This is a genomic window from Streptomyces sp. NPDC088732, assembly GCF_044751205.1.
Lineage (GTDB): Bacteria > Actinomycetota > Actinomycetes > Streptomycetales > Streptomycetaceae > Actinacidiphila.
In genome coordinates this window covers 206075-230833 of record NZ_JBIVLI010000009.1, presented here as the reverse complement: position 1 = coordinate 230833, position 24759 = coordinate 206075, and the positions used below count along the sequence as shown (strand labels likewise).

Genomic DNA, 24759 nt, shown 5'->3' with positions numbered 1-24759 from the left:
TCCCGCCGGTCCTCCTACTTGTTCTGGCCGGTGGACGTCGTCGGGGGCGGCGTGTGGTGGCGCCAGGCCGGGTCGATGCTCGCACGATAGAGATTGGTCAGGTACAGCGACTGGACGGTCTTCTCGAAGATCTTGAACGGCAGCTGGATCCAGAACTCCGCGAAGCCCTGCCGGTGGAACAGCCGGCTGCCGCCGCCCATCACGAAGATGTTCTTCACCAGGGCAGTGGAGGACGCCGTCGTGAGCGCCGCCAGGGCGTTGATGCCGCCGTCCAGGAAGGCGTCGGCGCCGTGGAGCTTCACGGTCTCGCCGTTGGCGTTGGTGATGCCCCAGACCGCCGCGTTCATGCTGCCGTTGATCCAGCCGGAGATGACGCTGCTGCCGGCGCTGAAGGAGAAGTCGTAGATGCCTCCGCGCCAACGGGTCGGGGTCTCGTTGCCGCCCCACTCGTTGGCCCAGTTCTTGTCGTGGTTGCCGGGCCGGCGGTTCCAGTGCTTGCCGCTGTCGATGTTGGCCCAGCCCGCCTTGAACGAGCCGGCGTCGCGGAAGATCGCGCCGCGGTTCTCGTGGATCGCCGTGCTCAGGCCGGTCTTGACCGTCGCGCCGACGGCGGCGTTCGCGAAGGCCTTGAGGGCCTCCTTGCCGGTGAACGGCTTGTCCTGGACGGCGGCGACGATGCCGTTGACGATCAGGTTGGCGCCGAACTCCAGGATGAACTCCTGGCCGAACTCCAGGGCCGCCTTGTACGCCACCGTCTGCCAGTACGGCTGGTAGCGGGCCTCGCGCAGCACCGCCGCGCCCGCGCCCGGCCCCTCGGGCAGCGCGGTGCCGGACCACGGCATGCGCTGCGCCTCGCGGACCCGGCGGCCCCAGCCGCGGATCTCGGTCAGCGGGCCGCGGAAGTCGTACTCGTTGCCGACCAGCCGCATCCGGCCGAGTGCGTCGGTCTCGAAGACCAGGCCGTTGTCGGTGCGCTGGGCGACGAGCCGGCCGCCCCCGTCGTAGCGGTTCCACTGGCCGCGCCAGGCGTCGGTCTCCAGGAATCCCTGGCCCTCGACCGCGCGCTGCCGGACCACCGCTCCGTGGTCGAACTCCTTCCACACCGAGTGCGCGGTCGCCGCGCCCGTGTCGAACTCGCGCACCCGCAGCGGGCCGCCGGAGTGCACCGGCGTCTCGCGGAGCCTGACGGCGGCGGGCTGGACGCCGCCCTGGCCGGGCGGCGGGACGAGCTCGTCGCGGAAGTGGCGGGCCCCGGTGGTCCACTGGTCCTGCCAGGCGCGCCCGTTCCACCAGGTGCGGATCTGCTGTCCCGCCCCGGGGTCGACCCGCGTGCCGTTCCGCTCGAACTTGGCGGTCAGCCAGCCGTTGCCGCCGGGCGCCGGGTCGCGCCAGGCGTCGACGTAGCGGCCGGAGTCGAGCATGCGGCGCTCGCGGACCAGGTTCCCCTGCCGGTCGAAGTCCCGGTAGGAGTCGTCCCACGGGATCCGGGCGTCGTGCGAACCGCGGAAGAACTCCCGCCGTCCCGAGGCGAGTTCGGTGCCCGCACCGTCCAGTTGCCGCCATGTCCAGCGGGACGCGGCCGCTCCGCCGGTGCCGCGGACGAAGCTGTTCGGTGCGCCGTTCGGGTCGGGGTGCTGCTGTCCGGTCAGGTTGCCGTGCGCGTCGCGGCTGACCCACGTGCCGCGGCCCACGGGGTCGCCGACGGCCGGCGGGTCCGCGTACTCGCGCACGACGCCGCCGGGCAGGCCCTCGCGGGCGACCCGCAACCGGCCGGTCCCGTCGAGGAACTCGTCCCGCCAGACGATGCCGTCCGGCGAGTCCGCCACCCGCACGCGGTAGCCGCTGGTGCCGCCCGCCTCCCACGGGACGTCCCCGTTGCCGCGCACATGGGCGGCGGCGGGCGGACGGGCGTTGTCGCCGGCCTTGAGGGTCGTGCCGTCGTGCAGCTTGGTGACCGACCGGGCGAAGGAGCCGTCGGCCGCGAGGTCGACGATGCCGCCGTCGAAGCCGACGTACCGCACGCCCGAACCGCGCGCGGTCGGGGACTCCTTGACCCAGGTGAACATCTGGTAGGTGCCGTCCCCGAGCACGTGCGCGAACGCCGCGTCCGCGCGGCCCGCGTCCGGCATCCACTGGTTGCGGACCCAGGACGGCGGGCGCTGCTCGCGCCAGCGCTCGGTGGTGAGGTGGCCGTCGCCGAACACCTCGCGCTTGCCGGTCTCCTTGCCGTGCGGCGACTGGCGCTCCCAGGTGCCGGGCAGCGTGCCGTCCCGGGTGAGCGTCCATTCCTGGTACTGCCCGGCGTCGTCGGGCAGCCGGCCCATGCCCCACTGCCGCTGGACGACGGCGCCGGCCCGGTTGCGGTCGGTCCAGCCGGAGTCCCGGAAGTCGCGGGTGCGCGGGCCCTGGTCCAGTTCCCTGGCGGCGCCGTCGTAGCGGTGCCAGGTCCAGGTGCCGTCGGCGCCGCGTTCGGCGAGGGTGTGACCGGCCCGGCCGTCGTACTTCTGCAGGCCGTCGCGGTACTCGCGCACCGTCTGCAGGCCTTCCTTGTCCCGCCAGCCGGTGCCCGCCGTGTCGTAGTGCCGGGTGCCGGAGCCGGTCGGCCGGCCGCCGTGGTCCCACCGCGCCCAGCTGGTACGGGCGTTGGTGCGGCCGAACTGGATGGTGTCGGTACGGCGGAACGCGTCGAGCACGTCGCCGCCGGGCAGCAGCCGCCGCTCGAAGACCGGGACCGCCCCCTTCGTCGTGCTCAGCAGGCGCACCCGGCCGTTGGCCTCCCCCGCGCGGTCGACGGCACCGCGGTGGAAGGACCCGCTGCCGACGGGGTTGCCCGCGGCGTCGGTGCGCCGCCAGGTGTGGGCGACGTGGTCCACCTCGTACCGGAAGCCGGTCGCCCGGCCCTTGTCCACGACGTTGAAGCTCTGCCGGGCGAGCGTGCCGTCAGCGGCGACCTCGACGAACTCCCCGTGCCGGGGCGTGCCGCGCAGGGTGAACTCGGCGCGCACGGCGCCGTTCTGCTGCAAGGTGACGTCCCAGTGCGCGAGGCGGTTGCCCGCGCCGTCCTCCAGCCAGCGGGCGGCCTGCGGGGCCGCCGCGGTGGGCGGCTGGGTGACGAGCACACGGCCGCCGGGTTCGCCGGGCAGCGGGGTGCCGTCGGCGGTACGGACGCCGGTCCCGTCGTAGCGGCCGAAAGAGCCGTCGGCCGCGGTGACCTGGTGGCCGCCGCCGGGCAGCGGGGTCCTGTCCCCCAGGAACCGCCCGGTCGTCCGGTCGAAGACCTCGCGGCCGCCACCGGGCAGCGTGATCTCGAAGTCGCCGTTCGTGCGGTGCGTGAGCGCGCGGCCCGCGTCGGCGGCGAACGCGTCGTCCAGCCATCGGGCCGCGCCGCCCACCGGGCGGTCGACATGGCCGGCAGGGCGGCCGTCACGTCCGGTGAGCCGCAGGCCGTCGCCGGTGACTGCGCCGTCGGGCCCGAAGGTGTCGTATCCCGTGCGGTTCGCGATCCGCAGGCCCTGGTTGCGGGGCAGCGTGGTGACCGCGTCGTCCAGCGCGACACCGGCGTTGTCGGTGAGCCGGTGGCCGCCCCGGTCGTCCGGCACCGCGACACGGCCGCCGCGCGTGCCCGTCGCCGGTTCGACGAGGGCCACACCGGTCTCCACCGGGCGGCCGCCGGCGCCGTAGCGCGTCGTCGCGCCCGTCACGTCGTCCGTCACACGGAAACCCGCGTTGTCCGGCAGGACCGTCAGCCGCTCCCCGCGCACCACACCCGCCGCGTCCGTCAGCACCTGCCCGCCCGGACGGTCCGCCACGAACACGGCACCCCGCGCGCCCTCGGCGTCGGCGAGGGCCACACCGGTCTCAACCCTGCGGCCGTCGGCGCCGTAGCGCGTCGTCGCGCCCGTCACGTCGTCCGTCACACGGAAACCGGCGTCGTTCGGCAGAACCGTCAGCCGCTCCCCGCGCACCACTCCGCCCGCGTCCGTCAGCACCTGCCCGCCCGGACGGTCCGCCACGAACACGGCACCCCGCGCACCCCCGGCGTCGGCCAGCGCCACGCCCGTCTCGCCCAGCCGGCCGTCGGCGCCGTGGGCCGCGTAGGCACCGGTGGCGTCGTCGGTGACCCGGAAGCCGTTGCCGGGGCCGAGATCGGTAACGGTGCCGGGCAGCCGGTTGCCGTGCAGGTCGGTGACGTGGTGTCCGGCGCCCTCGGTCATCAGGACCCGGTCGGCGTCCGCCGGGACGCCGTTGCGGCCGGTCAACTGGAGTCCCTGGTCGACGTGCTGACCCCGGACGGTGACACGCGTGGTGACACCGGTCCCCGTGTCGGTCACGCGCACATGGGCGTCGTCCAGGAGCACCGCGTGCACTGCGTGCCCCTGCCCGTCGACCGCGTGGACGGCCTGCGGGCCGCCGCGGCCGGCGAGGTCGACGTGCAGGCGCGCCCCGGTCGGCAGGCCGTCTGCGCCGCGCAGCGGGACGTCGTCCGCGATGCGCGCACCGGCCTGGTTGTACGTGACGACCACGTCGGTGGGCGTGTGCCGGACGTCGAAGCCGCCGCCCTGCCGGAGGGTGACCGTACGGTCCGGATCAGGGACGAGCTGACGGTCCACCACCTGGTGGGTGACGGAGCCGTCCGCCCAGGTCTGCTCCTGCACGGTGAAGCCGTTGGGCCCGGAGTGCCCGGAGTCGGACAGGTGGGTCGACGTCGTCGACACCGGCACGCGCTCGGGCAGGGTGTCCCCGCCGCCCGCCGCGTTGACGGCACCGCGGTGGATGGCGGCACGCTCGTTGATCCCGCGCATCTCCTCGTCCACGGCGTGCGGGTCGAGGCCCTCCTCGCGCAGCTGGTGGTAGGAGGCGGCCAGCCGTCCGCGGGCCTCCAGCACCTCGCCCATGACGTGCTCGTCGACCGCGCTGAGTCCCTGCGACGTACTGGCGTCGCCGCCGCGGAACCCGTCCTCGGCACGGCCGAGGTCGGTCCTGGCCGACGTGAGGTCGGCCCAGTGCTGCCGGGCGGTGCTTCCCTCCCCGCCGAGCAGGTCATCGACGGCGCGGTAGTCGTCGGCCCAGGGCGGAGTGATGTCGTCGGCCCGGTCGATCCTGGTGAGGGCCGCTTCGAGGTGCCCGCGGGTGCCGGCGCGCAGGGTGTCCCCGGACAGCAGGGACCTGGCGCCGCGGGCCAGGTCTCCCGATCCGCCCTGGTGGACGTCGTCCAGCGCACGGTAGACGGCGGCCTCGTCCCGGGCCTGGTTGCGCAGGTCCCGGACCCCCGGCGCCCGGTCCGAGCCGGGCCGCACGCGCAGGAATTCGTCGGCCGCCGTGACGACGCGGTCGAGGGCGTCGGCCCGCCGGGCGAAGTCCGTCTCGGGGACGCCCTGGAGGTCGTTCACGGCCTGGTCCACGGGGTTGATCTGCGACCGGCTGCGAATGCCGGTCCGGGTCGCGGTCCGGCTCTGGAAGGTGTCCGCGTCGAGCAGATCGGGGTGCGCTGGCCGCCCGGTCCCCGCGGTCACCGTGCGGTCCGCCGTGACGGGGCGGCCGGAGGTGCCCTCCGGGCGGACGACGAGCTCGTCGATCAGCGCCGGGCGGGAAGGGAGTGCGTCCAGCGGCTTCGGCGGCGGAACCGCGTCCGTGCCGCTGCCGCTGCCGGTGCCCAGCGGGCGGGTCTCCTCCACGTGCCGGACGGGACCGCCGTCCCGCGGCCCGGCCAGGAGGTCGTCCAGCACGCCGGGACGGGAGAGTACGCCGTCCACCGGCTTGGGGGCGGACAGCGTCTCCGCGCCCGCGCCGGCGGACAGCGCGTCGTCCACCGGCTTCGGCGGCGGGAGCAGCTCCGCGCCCGAACCGCCGGCGAAGGCGTCGACCACCGGCTTCGGGGCCGGGGCGTCGTGGAGCGGGCCGGCCGGTGCCGGGCTGTGCCGCAGTCCGGAGCCGCTCGCGACAGCCGGGGCGGGAACCTCGTGGGTGACCGCGCCGAGCGACGCGGACGGCGCCGGGAGATCCGGCGCGGCACGCCCGGACAGGAACCACTCGCGGGCGGTGTCGCTCAGGGCGATGACGCGGCCCGGGGCACCCTCCTGCACGTACCCGTACACAGGGCCCTTGTCCATCTTGAGCATCTTGTCGACCTTGTTGCGGCCGACGCCGAAGGCCTGCTGGATGCTCGTGCCGTCGAACTTGGCGAGTTCGATGCTTCCGCCGTTCTCGACCAGCCTGCGGATCACCTGCCGCAGCTCCTGGCCGGCGTCCGGCAGGTGCCCGAGGATCTCGCCGTCCGAGAGCTGCACGGCCGGCGGGGGCGCGACCTCCGTCTTCCGCAGGCCCAGTTTCTCCTCGATCGTGCCCAGCAGCCCGCCGCGCTCGTCGAGCAGGCGCTGCGCCAGAGCCTTTCGCGCGCCTTCCGCGGACGCGTGGAAGCGGTTCGTCAGTTCGATCGACGTCGTGACGTGCTGATGCGCCTTCCGCAGGTTGAAGCGCACATTGCGTTCCATGCCCGTGATGCGTTTGGCACGCTCGGTGTCGGAGAGGTCGAGGCGCTTCCCGGTCTGCTCGATGCTGTCCACGCCCCCCTGGGCCTGGCGCAACCGGTCGGAGGCCAGGTCGAACTGCTTGCCGGAGGCGCGGGCGACCGGATCGACGGTGCCGTCCGGGAAGTAGCGGCCGTCGCCGTCCGCGTTCCAGACCTTCACGGGGGTGGGCCACTCGCCGCGTGCCACGGCGCCCTCGGCGGTGATGGGCAGACTGCCGCCGAACTTGGCCTCGGGGCGGTACATCCTGGTGACGATCCGGCCCAGTTCGTCGGTCTTGCCCAGCAGCCCGAGGACGTGGTTCTGGAAGTCGCCGCCGATGGAGGCCACTTCACGCATCACGGACAGCGTGATGCCCTCGCGCACGTGCGCGCCGTGGAAGACCTCCTGCTCGAAGGAGACCAGGCGCTTGCTGCCGTCCGGGTAGGTGTACGTCCACCGGGAACGCGCTCCCGTTCCGGTGGCTCCCTCCGGGAACGCGGCGCCGCGGACCTCGTGCCCGCCGTGTTCGAGGCTCTGCATGGCCGGGCGGTCCAGCGGGTTGAGCTGGTCGTGCAGGGAGACCCAGCCGCCGCGCTCCTCCAGTACCTTGGCGTCGAAGACCAGGGTGGTCGGCCCGTACCGGGTCTGCATCGGGGCGTCCCCGGACTCCATCCGGAAGAACACGAAGTCGTCGTTGCCCAGGTTCGAGGTGTTGTTGAGCGAGCTCTTGCCGGAGGCGTAGAACTTCTGGCCGCGCCGGCCCAGCTCGCCCTGCGACGCCATCTGCCCGCTGTTCTCGATGGCGCGGTAGGCGGGTGTGGCGTGCTTGACGTGGTACGGGACCGCGTCGAGCTGCTTGCCCAGCTCGACGAACTGCGCGCGGACCGGCTCCGGCATCGCGGCCAGGAGCCTGTCGACCTCGGCGCGCAGGTTGCGGACGTTGGCCTCGGACAGCGTGCGGACGAAGGCCGTCTGCTCCTGCGGGGTCAGCTTCCCGAAGTCCCCGAACACCGACGTCCACTGACCCTCGGTGCCCGGGAAGACGGCCTTCCACTGGGTGCCGGTCGGCACCGCCTTGAAGGCCTCGTCGGTCCGGTACTGCCGGACCATGTCCGTCAGCGCGCGGGTCCGGTCCACCGCCTCGCGCGGGGCGAAGGTGAGCTGGGGGTGCAAGGGATTGCGCACCGTGACGCGCGCACCGGACGGCGCCGCCGCGGCGGCCTCGTCGACAAGCTTCGCGAAGTGGCGGCCGACGGCCGCCCACGGCGTGTGCGCGTTGCGCAGTCCGTAGACGCCGCCGAAGCCGGCGGCGTCCTTGACGAAGCCCCGCAGTCCGGTGTCGAGGTCGTCCGCGGCCGCGTGCAGCTCCCCGGCCATGACCCGCAACTGGCCGGGCGGCACCTGGTGATCGGCCCGCAGGGCCTCGTACAGCCGGACGGCGCGGTTCTCGACCTCGGCGGACTGGTCGGTGATCTCCCGGCCGGTCCAGATCCGCTGCCAGAGCCGCCCGGGTTCCTCGCCCGCCGTGGCGCGCGAGAGTGCGTCGAGCTCCCGGCCGTGGGCCTGCAGCATCTCGGCGTGCTTGATGTCACCGAGCCCGGCGAAGCGCTCGACGAGGTGGTTGACCTCGTCCTGGGCCAGGTACCGCGCGTCCATCAGGTCCTGCACGGCGTCGGTCACCGCCTGCCGCGCCAGCGTCTCCTTGCCGCGGAAGTCGGTGACCTTCTCCTGGAGCGCCTCGGCGCCGGTGACGGCCTTGCCGTCCTTCCCGGCCGCCTCCGTCTTCTGCGCGAGCTGCTGCTCGACGCCCTGGAGCTCCTCGACGGCCTTGGTGTGCTTCGCCAGGGGGCCGTCGAGCTGCCCGAGAACGTCCCAGGGGCGGCCGTCGGTCGTCCAGCGGGCCGCCGCGCCCAGTTCGTCCGTGACGCGCGCGACGTCGCCGCGGAACAGCTCGACGCGGTAGTGCTGCCCGCCCGGGCCGGTGACGGTGGCGTCCGTGGCGTGCCCGCGCCCGTTCAGCTCGACGTGCAGACGCGAACCGGTCGCGTTGTACGCGGAGTCCACCAGGGGAAGGTCGTGGGCGATCCGCAGGCCGCTGTCGTTGTACGTGGCGATCGAGTCGCTGGGCGCGTGGCGGACGTCGAAGCCGCCGTCCCGCCGCACGGTCACGGTGTAGTCGGGGTGCTCGGCGAGGTCGTTGCCCAGCACCCGGAAGGTCCGGTCGCCGTTCTCCCAGGTGCTGCGCTGGACGATGAGGCCGTTCTGCCCGCTGACGCCGCTGTTGGACAGCGGCGTCTCGTGCGTCGACACCGGCACAACACGCTCCGGCGGGAGGTTCCCGCGGGAGCCCGCGTTGACCGCGCCGCGCTCGACGGCCGCCTGGTGGTTGAGCTCGTGCATCCGTCCGTCGACGGCGAGCGGGTCGACGCCCGTGTCCTGCAGCTGGTGGAAGGCGTCCGCCTCCCGGCCGCGCGCCGCCAGCACCTCGCCCTGGTGGTGCTGGTCGACCGCGCTGACGTGCTGCGAGGTGCCGGCCTCGGTGCCGTGCAGCCCCTCCTCGGCCTTGCCGAGGTCGGTCCGGGCCGCGGTGAGGTCCGCGTAGTGCTGCCGGGCCGGCCGCCCCTCCCCGCCGAGCAGGTCGTCCACCGCACGGGTGTCGCGGGCCCAGGGGTCGGCGCCGCCGTGCGTACCGGCGGGGGGAGGGGTCGTGGTCGCCTCGTGGGCGACGGCGGGGGACGTGGGCGCGTCGTGGGCGACGCCCGAGCCCGAGGGTACCGGCGGGGGGACGTCGGTCGCCGTGCCCGGGGGCAGCAGCCATCCGCGGCCCTTGTCGGTCAGATGCAGTCCGTCGTCCGCGCCCCTGACGAGCCCGAGTTTGTCCAAGGCCGAGAAGGCCTTGGAGAACTGGTTCTTGCTGAGCCCGAACGCCGCCTGGGTCTCCAGGTCGACCTTGGAGTTCAGCAGCGGCCGGAACCCGTCGGAGTGGGTCAGCACCTTGCCCACCGACACCATGTGGGGGGTGACCTTCACCAACTTGGCGTTCGTCACCCCGGCCTGCACCGCGTCCCTCAGCGCTTCCGCCGCCGCGTCGTTCAGCGCGCCCTCCACCCTGGGCGCCGGACGCTGCAGCAGGTCCTCCACACTCGCGACGGCACCGGCCGGCGGCTGTGCCCCGGCAGTGCCGAGGGCCGCGACCGGAGGCTGCGCGGGGGGCGCGGCCTGCGGCGCCGGCGCCAGCCGGGACTTGATGTCGTGCAGCAGCTTGGTGCGCTCGGCGAGGAGGTCGTTGGCCATCACCAGGCGGTCACCGGTGGCCGTGCTCTGGAACTGCTTCGTCAGGTCGACCGACTGCTGGGCGTGCGTCTCCGCCTTGCGCAGGTTGAACCTGACGGAGTTGGTGTGCCCGCTCGCGATGCCGTTGTCGGCCTGGCGGACCTTGTCGAGCGCCTCGTCGTGCTGCTTGCCCGCGGCCCGGGCGAACGGGTCGACGGTGCCGTCCGGGAGGTACCGGCCGTCGCCCGCCGGATTGTGGACGTCCACAAGGCCGGCCCAGCGTCCGGAGACCTCGGACCCCAGGGGCGTGAAGGGGAGGTTGCCGCCGAACTTCGCCTCCGGGCGGAACAGATCGGAGACAACCTTGCCCAGTTCGTCCGGGTTGTCCATGACGCGGAGCGCATGGGCCTTGAAGTCACCGCCGATGGACTGCACTTCGCGCACCACCGACAGCGCGAGCCCTTCCCGCACCTCCGCGCCGTGGAAGACCTCCTGCTCGAAGGAGACCGTACGGGTGGAGTTGTCCGGGTACGTGTAGGTCCACCGGGCCCGCTCGCCCGTTCCCTTGAAGCCATCGTCGAAATCGGCCTTGCGGACGCTCTCCCCCCCGAACTCCAGGTTCCGCATGGTCGGCCGGTCCAGCGGGTTGAGCTGGTCGTGCAGGGAGACCCAGCCGCCCCTCTCCTCCAGCACCTTGGCGTCGAAGATCATGGTGGTGGGCCCGTACCGGGTCTGCATCGGGGCCTTGCCGGACTCCATCCGGAAGAACACGAAGTCGTCGTTGCCCAGGTTGGACGTGTTCTTCACCGAGCTCTTGCCGGACGCGAGGAACTTCAGGCCGCGGCGCTCCAGTTCGCCCTGCGACATCATGAAACCGCTGTTGGCCATGGTGTGGTAGGCCGGTGTCGCGTGCTTGACGTGGTGCGGGAGGTTCTCGACCCGGGCGCGGAGGTCGCGCAGGGCCTGGGCGTCACCGGCGTCCATCTTGCCGAGCAGGGCGTCGAACTCCTCCCGCAGCACCCGGATGTTCCGGCCGGAGAGGTTCTTGACGAACTCGCCCTTCTGCGTGGGCGTCAGGTTGTCCGGGAAGTCCCCGATCGCCTGGGCCCACTTCCCCTCGGCGTCGGGGAGGACCTTCCTCCACTGATGGCCCGTCGGTACGTCCTTGTACGCGCCCCACACCCGGTACCTGCGCACCACGTCGACAGCCCCGCCCGAGAGCCCGCGGGCCGCCTTGCCGACGAGGAACGACTCGGACAGCTGCACCGCCTCCCCCGGCCGGGCCGCGGCGAGGGCGTCGTCGACGAGCTTCGCGTAGTGGTTCGCGGCGACGACGAGCGCCTTGTTCTGGGCGCGCAGCGCGTACGCGCCGCCGAAGCGGGCGGCGTCCTTGACGAATCCGTCCGTCATCACGCCCAGCCGGCCGGCCGAACCCCTGAGCTCGTCGACGAGGCCCTGGATCTCCACGCGGCTCGCCTGCGAACCGGGCAGCAGCGCGTTCTCGAGGTCGGCGACCCGCACCCGCACCGCGCCGGCCTGCGTCCTGATCTCCGGCCCGGTCCAGACCCCCTGGTCGGGACGGCCGGCGCCCTGCGGGGTACGGGCGAAGCGGTCGAGGTCGTCGCCGTGCGCGCGGAGCCGGACGGCCTGGTCCACGTAGCTCGAACCGGCGAGCCGGTCGACCAGGCTGTTGAGCTCGACCTGGGTGAGGTTCCGGGAGCCGATGAGGTCGTCCACAGCGCCGTCGAGCGCCGCCGTGGCCTTCTGCTCGTCCAGGACGGCGTCGTCCACCTTGGCCTGGGCATCGGACAGCTTGGGGGAGTTGTCCGACAGCTGTGCCAGGTCGTTCTCGACCTGGCGCAGCTTGCTCGCCGCGCCGGCGTGCACCTCCAAGGCGTTGTTCAGCGACGCGAGGTCGACCGGCGTGTGCGCGGCGGGCGCCGCCGACGGCGCCTGGTGGGACCCGGAGCCGGAGCCCGAAGGCCCCGCCGTCGCCAGGTCGTCGCCCGCGTTCGCCGTCGGGTGCATGCCGCCCCGCAGCCGCGGGAACTCGTGGCCGAGCAGTTGCGCGGTCACGTCCTCTGTGAGCGCCCGCACGGTCAATCGGCCTTCGAGGGTGCCCAGCCGGTCCTGCACCACGTGGTAGGCCTGCTGGAACTCGGCCCGCGTCACCGTTCCCTCGCCCAGCTTCTGCAGCCGCAGGTTCACCGTGTGGAACAGGTCCGTCTCCCGCGACAACTCGCTGCGCACGGGTGCGGAGGCCGGTGCCTCCTTCCAGGACGCGGGCGTGGGCAGCGGGTTGAACAGGTCGTTGTTGTGCAGCACCGTGCCGCGCAGGTCGGCGGCGAGGTTGCTGAAGCCCGTGCCGCTCCACTCCTTGGTGAACGCCCGGTCGCCACCGGTGATCTCCACCTTGACCGCGTTGCGGTCCGCATCGTGGGTGACGGTCACCGTCAGCTCGTCCGTGTAGCCGGGCCGGCTGACCACGAACTCCCTGACATTCGGATTCGTGCCCTCGGTCCGGACGATCGCGTCGTCCAGGCCCTCCCAGCGCCGCACCGCGCCCTGCTCGAAGGCCCGGCCGAAGTCCTCGAAAGCCGTCCCCGACGGCAGGCCCTGCCACTCCTCACGGAGCAACGCGGGAAGCTCGGCGTTCGGGATCTGCTCCGCACGCACCGGGATGACGGTGATGCCGTCCGGCTCGACGCGCGGCGAACCGGTGCGCACCAGCCGCGTCGGGGAGAGCGTCACCTCCGACTGGTCGCTCAGCGCGACCGCGACATCGTCGGACGCCCTCTGATAGCCCGGCGGGTAGTCCATCGCCAGCTTGCCGTGATTCGCCGGCACTTCGATCTCGAAGACCACACGGTTGCTGTTGACGCCGTTCTTCGCCCACTCCGCCTGGAAGCCCCGGTTGTTGGACGTGGAGGCGGGCAGCCGCTCGATGAACACATCGGCCTGCGCCGCGTGGGGGTCCATCGCCACACCGCGCCAGACCGTCATCGGCTCGTTCGCGCCCTCGTGCAGCAAGCCCTTGGTGACCTTGTTGAACTCCTCGACCTTGCCGATCAGGCCCGGGTTCGCCTCCAGGACACCGGCGTTGAGGTAGCCCCCGTAGCCCTTCTTCGAGGTGAAGGCACCACCGATCACGTTCTGCATGAACAACTTCAGGTCGTTGTCCACAGCGGCCTTGCCCAGATGCGCACGCGCCAAGTCAGCGGCGGCGGTCCAGTTCCCGGCCTCACCCGGCGGCACGCTCCCGGGCACCTCAACCGGCGGCCGGCCGGACGTCTCGGTCCTGGTCAACGTGCCGGTGACCCGGTCGTAGACCTGATTGCCCAGCGGCGACGCCACATGGATCTCACCATCGCCGACCAGCTTCGCCGGCCACGACGTCCCGCCGACCGGCACGTCCGCCACCGTGCTGCCGGCGATCTTGATCTCGGCGCCCGCGAAGTGGCCGCCGGAGAGCGCCGCGGTCTCCCCCGCGGTGCGCAGCGCCGGCCCCAGCCGCTTGTACGTCCAGCTGTGGACAACCGTGCCGCCGGCGTCCAGCTCCCGCACCGTGAACTGGGCGCCCCCGCGCTGGACGTCCGCCACATCGAAGTGATGTCCGGCGACAACGGGGTTCCCCACCAGCTCCGGAGTCTTGCCGCGCTCGGCACGCACGACGAAGCCGTCCTGCCCCGGGACACCGACGACCGAACGGTTGTCGACCGGGGGCAGTGGCGCCGGCTGGTGCGAGCCCGAGGTCCCCGCATTCGCGAGGTCGTCGCCCGCCGTCACCGGACGGTCCCCACCGGGCGGCGGCACCAGGTCGCCGGCCTGCTGCGGCGCGCCGCCGCCGAGCCCGCGTCCGCGGTACGACTGCACCTCGGGGAGCGGAGCGCCCCCCGTCACCTCGGACCAGTGGGCCTCGGCCTGGGTCAGCGCGGCGTCGGCCTGCCGGACCTGCTCCCACGATTCGAGGTACCGGACGCCGTCGACCTCCGCCGAGGTGCCGAGGCCCTCCACGTAACGCGTCTGCAGGTCGTCGCGGACGATCCGGGCGTTGATCAGCTCGCGGCGCGCGTCCGTGATGGCCGTCGCGGAGTCGATGTGCGACAGCTCGTCCAGGGAGCTCCCGGCCGGGCCGCCGTGGTGCGATCCGGTGTGGGGCATGTCCACGGTGCCGGTCCCGGTGGGCGACGCGGCCTTCCCCTTGCCCGCCACCGCGGGAGGCGCGTCCGGGGCGTTGTGGACCGGCGTGCCCGTCGGGGGCTCGTGCGCCGCGGGCCGCGCGTCGAGCACGGCGTCCATGAACCCGTCGGTGAACCGGCCCGCGTCGGTGTGCGCGAGCGGCAGGTTCCGCGCCGCGTACAGGTAGGCGTTCTCCAGTTGCGCCGCCGTGATCCGGTGCTCCTCCAGGGCGTGCGGCCCGCCCGACGGGGTCCCGTCGAGGGTGCCGCGGACGGCACCGAGGTCGCCCGGCGCGCCCGGGCCCAGGGGCACCGGCGCGTCCCGGCCCGGCAGCCAGACGGTCAGCGAACGGGCGCCTGTCGTGCCGTCGGTCCCCACGACCAGCCGGATGTCGGCGGAGGGGTCGGCTATCGCGTGCTCCAGGTGCTGCCGCACCGGCAGCGTGTCGTCCATGAACCGTCCGACGTCGTTCCCGCCGGCCCCGCGGACGTCATGGCCCGCGCCGCCGGGCAGGCCCGTCTCGGTGCCGTGCGCGAACGGCGGCGAGCCGCCCGCCAGATCGTCCACCGAGTGCCGGAACAGGCCCATGTCCTGCAGCATGTCGTCGATCTCGCCGAACAGGTGCTGCACGTCGGACGGGTACCGCACCAGGGACTCCGGCGTGTGTCCGGCCGAGTCGCCCGCGGTCGACGGGCCGGGGCTCGGCACCGTGTCCGGGGTGCCGCCCACGGAGCCCCGCCCGATCCCGGTGAGCGAGTCGCCGGCGGCGGGGGCGGCGACCGAGGGGCCAGGCAGGTCGGCCAGCCCCGGGCGGAGCGTGCCGTACGACTCGCCCAGCTGACGCGACAACTGTCGTCCCGCGTCGTCACCCGAGGTGAGGATGGTGTGGGTGATCATCTTCTCGAACTGGTCGAGGATGAACAGACGCTCCTTCTGCGAGGCCGTCGCGAGATTGCCGTCGATCAGGGGACGCTGGTGGTCGAAGAGCACGAAGGTCTTCGCCTGGTCGGTGGCCGCCTGGAACCGGCCCTCGTTGTGGAGCCGCCAGTCCTCCACCTCGCCGAAGGCGTTCTGGTACCTGATGGTGTCGTCGGCGGTCAGCTTGGCCACGGGCCCCGTGCCGTCCGCCCAGTGCCAGGCGCCGTCGCGGTGCAGCATCGTGTCGACGAGCCGGTACGGGGCCGCCACCCACAGGTCCGCCACGGACTTCCCGAGCGCGGCGGAGACGAACCCCTCCGCGAACCGCACGCAGTTGAAGCGGAACAGGTCGTACACGGACCCGGAGTTGGCCATCGCGTAGCGGTACGCGTCGAACAGCTGCGCCGCGGTGATCCGGTAGGTGCCCAGGACCCGGACGTGCCCGGAGAGCAGGTACTCGGCGTCGTTGACGATGGCACCCGGGCTGCCGAAGAGGTGCCCGTTCTCGGGGTAGAAGCCGATCGTGAGCGGTCGGTGCTCGCCGGGCAGCAGCACGGAGACCATCGCGTGGCCGACGTCGTCGGAGAACTCGCGCCAGGTCCGGCCTCCGGGGCTCGCGACGAGCGCCACCTCGATGTTCGCCGCGGGGTGGTCGATGGCCGCTTCCACGTGCTGCCGCAGCGGACGGACCAGGTCCACGAACTCCGAGAAGCCGTCCAGGTCCTCGGTCCCGTGCTCGCTGACCGGGGACCCGGGCAACGAGTCGTCGTCGAAGTCGAAGCGCGAACGCACCGGTGCCCCGGTGTCGTCCAGGACCATGTCGTCCAGCCCGTCGAGCAGGCCGCTCTCCGGCCGCGGAGGCCTCGGCGGGGCGGGCGGCGCGGGGTGCCCGCCCGTACCCGGGGCCGGGGCCGGGGACGCGTCGTGCCCGAGGTCCGTCTCCCGCACGCCGCCCGGGAGCCTCCCGCGTTCCGGGCCGGCGATGTGCACGGCCAGCTGGTCGGCCTGGGCCCGGACGTCGACCTTGGTGAAGCCGGCACCGCGGATGTTCTCCAGCACTTCGCGGGAGGCGCTGACGGTGCCCGGCGTCGTGTCCTCGTGGCCCATCTTGCGCAGCTTGATGTTGACCTCGTGGAACAGCTCCGCGTCGTGCGAGTGGACGTGGCCGCCGCCCGACACCGACGCGGGTGCCTTCCCGGCGCCCGCGGTGCCGAGCGCCGGTTCGGTGACGCGGGGCGGGGTGCCGTCGGGGGTGTGCGGTCCCCGGCCGGCCGGTCCCGGGCGGACGGGGGTGCCGTGCAGATCGGCCGCCGCCGGGAGCACGGGCTGCTCCCCCCTGCCCGCGGGGGCGCCGGCGAAGGCGTGCCCGGCGTCATCGGTCCTGGCGGGTGCACCGGCGAAGGCATGGGTGTCGGCGGGGCGCAGGCCCGGCCCGGATTCGACGAGGTCCAGGGCGGCGGCGCGGGTGCCGTCCACCGGGGGAAGGGTGTCGCCGGGCAGGCGCACCGGCGAGGGCGTCGGGCCGTTCGCGGCCGAGGAGCCGGGGACGAGCCGGTCGGGAACGGCACCGGCGCGCGGGGAGCCCGGGGTGTGCACGAGTTCGTCGAGGTGGAGCCGGGTCTGGTTGGCGGTCAGCGCGCTCGCGGCGCGGTCGCCGAACTGGGCCCCGGTGCCCGCCGGTACCGGGCTCTGCGGGGTGTTGCGTCCGCCGGCCGCGAGCAGGTCCAGCGCGGAGCCGCCGGTGCCGTTGGCCCCGTGGTGGGCCTGCCCGATTCCGGTGACCGGCACGTGGCCGCCGGCGGCCGCGCCGCCCGGGGTGATCCCGGCGGTGAGGTCGTGGCCTGCCGCGGTGACCGGCGGCGGTGCCTGGGCGCCGGTCACCGCCGAGTGCAGCATGCCGTTGCCGGCGCCGGGGGTGCCGGGGGTGAGCAGGTTGCCCGCGGCGGCGGTGCCGGGGGGCGGCGCCTGCACACCGCCGAGCAGGACGTTCGCGGGGCTGTGCGCGCCGCCCGCGGTGCCCGGCAGCAGCGTGTCGAGGTGGCTCACGGCGCCGGGGGGCGGTGCCTGCACGGCGGTGAGCGCGGAGTGCGCGGCGCCCGGAAGGGGCGTGCCGGTGGCGAGGTTGACGCCCTGCACGGCGGGGGCCCCGGCGGAGCCCGGCAGGTAGAGGCCTGAGGAGTGCAGGGAGGGGGCCGAGGAGGCGGCGCTGACGCCGAGCCCGGCGTCGGTGCGGCCGCCGAGCGGGGTGAAGCCGCCGTTCAGCTCCAGGTTGTTCAGGTGGGCCTTGGGGATGTCGACGAGGGCGTCGAGCTGCCGCGAGGCGTGGAAGCCGAGGCCGGCCCGCTCGCCGATGGCGCCGACGTTCCCCATGTGCAGCGAGGGGCTGCGCAGCGCGGACGCGAGGTCGACGGGGCCGAGGTTGAGGTCGAAGGGCCGCATGCCGGCGTTGGTGCCGGCCCAGTCGCCGAGCCGGACGTTGCCCAGCTCCACGCGGGGCATGTCGACCAGCGCGTCCAGGCCGTGCGGGCCGCCGTGCGGGATCGGCACCGCGCTGACACCGTGGCCGACGGCGTTGGCGAGGGGCGCGCCGAAGATGTGCTGGCCCATGAGGCCGCGGTCGATGAAGCCGATGCGCAGGGCGCCGCCCAGGCCGAACTGGCCGATCTCGCCCGCGTCCACGGGGAGCAGCAGCCGCAGCCACTTGCCGCCGCCGAGTTCGCGCACGCCGAAGTCGTAGGTCGCCTTGGCGCCGGTGGTCAGGCCCTCCCAGCCGATGGTCAGGCCGCGGCCGAGGCCCTTCCAGCCGGCGGCCAGGCCGCCGCTGATGATCTCCGGCAGTCCGCGGACGACGCCGGGGATGCCGCGCAGGCCCTGCACGACGGTGATGCCGCCCCGCTGGATGACCATGCCGGCGAGGCCGGGCAGGTTGTGCACGCCCTGCATGACCCACAGGCCGCCGGCCTTGATCCAGGTCGTGCTCAGGTGCACGAAGTCGCGCAGGCCCGGCATGATCGTGGTGAACCGGAAGCCGTTGGTGAACAGGTTGCGCAGCGCCTGGAAGGCGGTGCTCGCGATCGCCTTGAACCCCTTGGCGAAGGCGGTGCCGCCGGCCTTGATGATCTGGAAGATCGGCAGGGCCTTGGTGGTGGGGGCGATGATGCCGAGGCCGGCGAGGAAGAGGTCGAGGAAGTTGGCGTCGCCCTTGGCGAAGTCGACGATGGTCTTGATGAAGAGCGTGAGGTTGACGCCGAGGGCGAGCAGCGCGATGGGGCCGCCGAAGATCAGCGCAGGGATGATCAGGATGATCGCCAGCCACTGGAAGGCCTCCCAGAACACCTGGCACTGGGAGATGGGGAGCTGGATGTTGGCGACGCCGTTGATGTTGGAGGCGGCGGTGCCGGCCCCCTCGCCGTGCTCGGTGCCCGCGCCCCTGGCGGTGGTGGCGTAGGTCTCGCGCTGCGGGTCGTCGGCGGACAGGCCGCGGCCGGCGTTCAGCGCGCCATCGGCCCTGGCCTGGAGTTCGACGAGCTTGTCCGCCCAGGTGGTGAGGGCGTCCGCGGCCTTCTCGAAGGACTGGGCGACGTCCTCGATGTGGCCGCGCAGCCGGTTGTCGACCTTGCCGCGCAGGGCGTCGGCGGCCTGGCCGACGAAGACGCTGTCGCCCGCGATGTTCATCACCGCGTCGATGGCCGCGCTGATGTCCCGGGCGTTGTCGCCCATGGTCTTCAGCTCGGTCGACAGCTGCCTGATCTGCTCGGGGTCACCCGGAGTGGGGTCCCCTGAGAGCCCGATCGCGTCCCAGTCGGTCGGGCGTGCCATGGGTGTTCCTCCCGGAAACGACAGGACGGGGCGGGGGCGGTTCCCTCACCCCGACCACGCACGAGTGCGGGGTGCGGTTCACGTGACCTGCGTTACAACGGCGCCGGGTGGTGAACCGGGCGGGCCGGTCGCGCGTGGTCCTGCTGACCGGAGTCTCGACGGGGTACCGGGAGGCCCTCTTGCCCGACAAACTCAAGATCGACTACGACGTCCTCAACGACGCCAAGACCGACCTGGAACACCTGGCGAGCGGTATCGGTCCGCTCTTCGACACCGGACTGTTCGCCCAGCTCGGTGGGGGCGACGGCACCTCGGTGCTGGGTGACGCCGGCCTGGCCTCGGCGCTGAGCAGCTTCTACTACAACGCCCAGTCCACGATGACCCGGGCCGACAAGGGCATCAAGGAACTGGCGAGCGCCTTCGGCTCGGTCGGCGAGGCGTTCTTGTCGTTCGACTCGGAACTGGCCCAGGGCATGGGCATCACGGGCAGCAACCTGGCCCTGCAGAACTACTACCGCGACAAGGACCTGTGGGACTACAAGCAGAAGCACATGGACCAGTGCGTGCCCGGTCCGGACGGCTCGATGCCGGACTTCTGCTCGGCCACGGACCCGGGCCAGCCCCCGCTGGACCAGAACATCAAGACCGAGCGCGGCGAGGTCCACACGCATCTGACGGTGGACGACAAGGGCAATGTGATCAAGGAGGAGTCCACCGTCACCTACGACGGCAAGACGTACACCTCCGTCACCAACTACAGCAACGACGGCCGTAGTTACACGACGGACACCTCCTACCCCGACGGGTCCAAGGTCCATTCGGAGACCAACCTCAACACGGACGGCAGCGGGAGCATGGTCGTCACCAACAGCGACGGTGACAAGACCGAGTACACCCGCGGCCCGAAGGGCACCGACGGCAAGCAGCCGGACTGGGTGCAGGTCGGCGGCAACGACCCGGACGACGGCGACGGTGGCGGCGGCCACCAGCCGCCCCCGCGCCCGACCGGCGGTGGCAGCGGCGGCGGAACCCGGCCGAGCATCGCCTGACCGCATCCCCTGCGGCTTCCCCCCACCCCATCCCAGAAAGACAGGACGACATGGCTTACAACGGCATCAACCTCGACTACGCCAAGATCGAGGAGGTCGTGAACCTCCTCCACAACGCGCACGAGAACCTGCTCCCGACCCTGAGCAACCTGCGCAACCAGGTCAACGCGCTCGTCGACGACGGCATGGTGTTCCAGCAGTCCAGTGAGGTCATCCGGACCACCTACAACAATTTCGACACCAGCCTGCTCGCCGCGGTGAAGGGCATCAACGACTTCTCCGAGATGTTCAAGGGCATCAAGGAGAACGCGATCCAGTTCGACCAGGGCATCAGCAGCAGCCTCCAGGGCAACAACTGACCGTCGCACAACGGCGAGGGGCCGGACCGGAAGCGTGCTTCCGGTCCGGCCCCTCGCCGTTGTGCCGCTATGTGCGGGGCGGCCGCCCTCACTCCGCCGCCCGGAGCGTGGTCAGGGGCACCTGGACCGCCAGCACCGTGCCGCCGGGACCGGCGGTCCAGCCGCGGCCGGGGTGGCTGACGCCGCGGACGACGCTGCCGGTCAGGCGCACACCGATCAGGTCGCCCTCGGCCATCGTCTTGGGGGCGAGCAGCAGGCCGCGGCGGGCCCGGCGGGCACTGACCGTCCAGCCGCTCATACCGCCCTGCAGACCGTCCGCCGAGGCGGCGTAGACCAGGCCGAGGCCCTGGTCGCGGCCGGAGAGGGCGATCTCCTTGAGGACCTTGTCGGCGGCCGGGTTCATCAGCAGGTCGGCGTCGTCGACGACGACCGCCCGCGGCCCGGGGAGCGCGTCCAGCGCCGCCCGGACGTCCTCCGCCGAGGGGTCGGCGCCGGTGAGCACCCGGACCGTGCCGTGCCGGGCGAGCGCGCGCAGCGGCGATTCCCGGGGGGCGAGGACGACCAGGGACGTACCGCCGGCCAGCAGTGAGACCGCCAGCGAGGCGAGGGTGTTGCTGCGCCCGGACCCGGCGGGACCGAGCACCCCGAAGACCGAGGAGGAGCCGGCGAGGTCGGCGCCGATCGGCTCGCCCGCGTCGCCTCCGACACCGAGCAGGCCCCACAGCGGCCGCCGGAACTCGGCGGGCACCTTGTCGTACGTCTCGGAGAACTCCACGGAGCGGGGCAGCGAGGCGATCTGGAACGGCCGGCGGGCCTGCGGCACGCGGGCGTCCCTCTTGCGGGCCTCGTCGCCGATGGTGCGCAGCGCCTCCGCCTGCTCGGTGCCGCCGCCCTCGGCGAGCAGCGCCACCTGGGTCTCGGTGCCGGTCAGGACGTGCCAGCCGCGCCCGGGCGGGATGTTGGACGGGATCTTGCCGGGCATCAGGCCGACCGCCTGGTAGTCGCTGCGGTCGCCCTGGCGCAGCAGCAGCTTGTGGTCGTTGTGCGCCGCCATCCGGCCGCCCAGCAGGGAGCGCTCGGAGCTGGCGATGACGTGGATGCCCGCGCCGGCGCCCTCGCGCACCAGCCGGATGACCTCCTGGACCAGGGCGCCGTGGTCGTGGTCGTCCAGGATGGCCGACAGGGAGTCCCAGCCGTCCACGAGCAGCAGGATGTGGGCGGGGCGCTCGGCCTGCGGCAGCAGGCGGCGCAGTTCGGCGATGCCGGTGGCGTTGTGCTGCTGCGCCAAGTCCTGACGGTTCGTCAGCTCCTGGTTGAGCCGGCGCAGCAGGCGGCCCAGGCGTTCCATGTCGTGCCGGGAGACCACGGCGCCGCAGTGCGGCAGCGAGGCGAGGGCGGCGAGACCGCCGCCGCCCGCGTCGATGCCGTACAGGTGCACGTCCGCGCTGCTCACCGCGCGGGCCGCGGAACCGGCCAGGGTGCGCAGCACCTGGGTGCGGCCGGAGCGCGGGGAGCCGATGACGTACAGGTGCCCGAAGGTGGCGAGGTCGGCGACCGCGACCCGGCGCTGCTGCAGCGCCGGCACGTCCTCCAGCGCGTACGGGATGAGCAGCCGGCCCTCGCGGGTGGTGCCCATCGCCTCCAGGTCCGCCAGCAGCACCCGGTCCGACAGGGGCGGCAGCCACGGGCTGGACTCCGGGGTGAAGTCCTCCAGCGTGTCCGCGGCGGCCCTGATCTCGGAGACCAGCACCTGGAGGTCGGTCGGTGCCGGGGCCTGGGGGGCGCCGGAGACCACGACGGTCTCCGCGGGCATGGCGGCGGCCCGGCCCAGTCCGTCCCAGGACAGCTGCGCCGCGTGGACCGGCCTGCGCTTGTCGGCCTCGGGCCGGGCGGCGCCCGCCTCCTTGGGCCGCGGGCGCTCGGCGCCGGCCCACGCCGTCTGGAACGGCTCGGACGACTTCGGGCCGCGGCGGATCAGGGCCCGTCCCGGGGTGGCCGACGAGATGTCGACGGCGTCCCGGGTGTCGATGATGTCCTGGCTCTCGTTCTGGTCCGTGACGCGCAGCGCGATCCGCAGGTTGGTGTTGGCGCGGATGTCGCCGGTCACCACACCGGCCGGACGCTGGGTGGCCAGGATCAGGTGGATGCCGAGCGAACGGCCGCGCTGGGCGATGCTGATGAGGCCGGGAACGAAGTCGGGAACCTCCCGGACCAGGGTGGCGAACTCGTCGATCACCAGCAGCAGCCGGGGCAGCGGCTTCAGGCTCGGGTCGGCGGCGCGCTTGGCCTGGTACTCCGGGTGGTCCTTGGCGTCGGCGGCCGCGAGCACGTGCTCGCGGCGCCGCAGTTCGGCGCTCAGCGACTCCAGGGCCCGCTCCACCAGGTGGGCGTCGAGGTCGGTGACCATGCCCAGGGTGTGCGGGAGGTGCGCGCACTCCTTGAAGGCGCTGCCGCCCTTGTAGTCGATGAGGACGAAGGTCAGCTCGTCGGGGCGGTTGGCCGCGGCCAGCGAGGCGACGAAGGTCTGCAGCAGCTCGGACTTGCCGGAGCCGGTGGTGCCGGCGACCAGTCCGTGCGGGCCGTCCTGGACCAGGTCCAGGGAGAGCGGCCCGTCGAAGCCGGTGCCGATCACGAAGGACGTGGACGCGGGCCGCGCCCGCCAGCCCTCCAGGATCGCCCTGGCGTTCGGCGGCTCCTGGTCCAGCAGGTCCAGCAACCGCACCCGCTGCGGGAGTCCGGCGTCGTGCTCGGGGCTGACGTCGCGCACCGGGGCCAGCGCGCGGGCCAGTTGCTCGCACCACTGCGGCCCGACCTGGTCGGCGCGGACCGCCGGGACGTCGGGGGTGCCGGGGCGCTTGACGGTCAGCCGGCCGTCCGCGGCGAGCACCACGCCGGTGCTCTCCTCGGGCAGCAGCCGCTCCTGCTCGTCCAGGCAGACGCTGAAGACGCGCACGCCCGGGCCCTCGGTGAGCACCTGCACCATGCCGGGCACGTCGCGCAGGCGCCGGGCGCCGTCGGCGATGACCAGCACGTCGGGACCGCCGATGCCCGCGTTGCGGTCGGTGCCGGTCGCCCGCTTGCGCGACTGGATCTGCGAGACCAGCTCGCCGACGCGCGCGGTGGTGGACTCCGGGTCGTTGCCGATCAGTACGACGGGTCCCGCGGTGGCCGCGGGCCGCAGATGCGCGAGCCAGCGCACCCAGGCCCAGTCGGCGGCCCGCTCGGGCTCGGTGAGGACGACGATCCGCAGGTCGCGCGGGCTGTGCAGGACGGCCGCCTGCACCACCAGCCAGCGGGCCAGCGGCTGCACCTCGGCACCCGGGCCGGCGAGGCCGACGACGCCGTGGGCGGGGATGTCGACGCCGATGGGCGTGTCCGGGATGTTCCAGCGGATCGAGCGGTGGTTCTCGTCGCGGGAGGGGTCCTCCAGCTCGCGCAGCGAGGGCTGGTCGGCGGTGCCCAGCCGGAGCACCAGGTGGTCCGGGTCGTGCCGGCGCCGCTCCCACAGCCGGCCGCCGGGGCCGGTGGCGATCAGCGCGACCGCGGCCGGGTCGGGGCCGGTGACGTTGCGCACCTTGCGCTCCCGGGCGACGGCCTCCCGGACGCCCTCCTCCAGCGTGGCCCGGCGGGCCGAGTACTGGCGCTCCGCCTCCTCGTAGTCCCTGCGCGAAGTGCGGCGGCCGGTCACCCAGTTGGTCACCAGCATCGCCGGGCCGAGCATGATGAAGACGAGGTAGTAGTACGACTTGAAGACGCTGATCATGAAGAAGCCGAGGATGACCGGCGACAGCATCATCACGGCCGGGAACGGGCGCTTGTTCGGCGGCGTCGGCGGCGACGGCAGCCGGACCCGCTCGGCGTCCAGGTGCGGGGCGATCCGCGGCGGGCGGTTGTAGTCGATCCCGTAGCCGTCCGCCGAGGGCGTCACGGCGGCGTCCGGCTCGACCGGCCCGCTCAGCCGCAGCAGCACCGCGCCGACGGTCAGGTCCTCACCCGCCGGCCACGGCACGGGCTGCCCGGGAGCGCCGGTGCGCTCGGTGGCCGCGCGCGGCGGCCGGATCCGGCGCAGCGCCGTCACCGCGTCGTCCGGCGGCGGGGCGGCCACCCGGGCCCGCACCGACCCGCCGGGCTCCCCGGTGCGGTGCCAGGAGGCGGTGCCGTCCGCCGCGACGGTCACCCACAGACCGCGGGCGGGCACGCCCTCGGCCGCGGCGTCGAGCCGGATCGCGCAGAGCGGGTCGGAGCCGATCTCGTGGCTGCCGGGACCGAGCCGCCAGGTGCGTCCGGCGCCGGGGCCGGACACCACGTGCACTTCGGCCAGTTCCAGTTCGTCGTCGCCGGCCAGGCGCACCAGGTCGGCGGTCCCGGCGGGGGCCCCCAGGCCCAGCAGGCTGCCCTCCCGGACGCCGGTGCCGGCGACCGGCGCGGCGGGGTCGAGGCGGCTGCCGTCCGCGTACAGGGAGCGGGCGGCGGGGGCGGCGGCGGCCGCCCACTCCGGCCCGTGCCCGTCGGCCGGCTGCTCCTCGTGCTCCAGGGCGGCGGCGAGCTCCCCGACGGTGGCGTCGGCGGGCAGCCGCAGCTGGTGGTCGCGGCGGAGTCCGTCCGCGCTGTCCACTGTGGTGATGGTGAGGTTCACGATGTCCCGTCGGTGCG

The 24759-nt window shown here is 73.5% G+C and carries 4 protein-coding genes; 2 read left to right on the top strand and 2 right to left on the bottom strand.

The features are described from left to right. Positions 1-14: 14 nt before the first annotated feature. The gene (locus ACIP9H_RS17660) at positions 15-18698 is read right to left on the bottom strand and encodes a hypothetical protein (protein WP_401959689.1); all 18684 of its coding nucleotides are present in this window, start codon (positions 18696-18698) and stop codon (positions 15-17) included. A 179-nt stretch (positions 18699-18877) separates the two neighbouring features. Here ACIP9H_RS17660 and ACIP9H_RS17655 point away from each other — a divergent pair, with 179 nt between their 5' ends. Then, positions 18878-19747 (top strand): hypothetical protein, encoded by an 870-nt coding sequence (locus tag ACIP9H_RS17655; RefSeq protein ID WP_401591671.1) that lies wholly within the window; start codon positions 18878-18880, stop codon positions 19745-19747. A 50-nt stretch (positions 19748-19797) separates the two neighbouring features. Further along, a complete protein-coding gene (locus tag ACIP9H_RS17650; RefSeq protein ID WP_319663852.1) occupies positions 19798-20106 on the top strand; it encodes a hypothetical protein in 309 nt (102 codons plus the stop codon). Between the two features lie 88 nt (positions 20107-20194). Here ACIP9H_RS17650 and ACIP9H_RS17645 read toward each other — a convergent pair whose 3' ends face one another. Then, positions 20195-24742, bottom strand: a complete 4548-nt coding sequence (locus ACIP9H_RS17645; protein ID WP_401959687.1) for an FtsK/SpoIIIE domain-containing protein — start codon at positions 24740-24742, stop codon at positions 20195-20197. Positions 24743-24759: the final 17 nt, after the last annotated feature.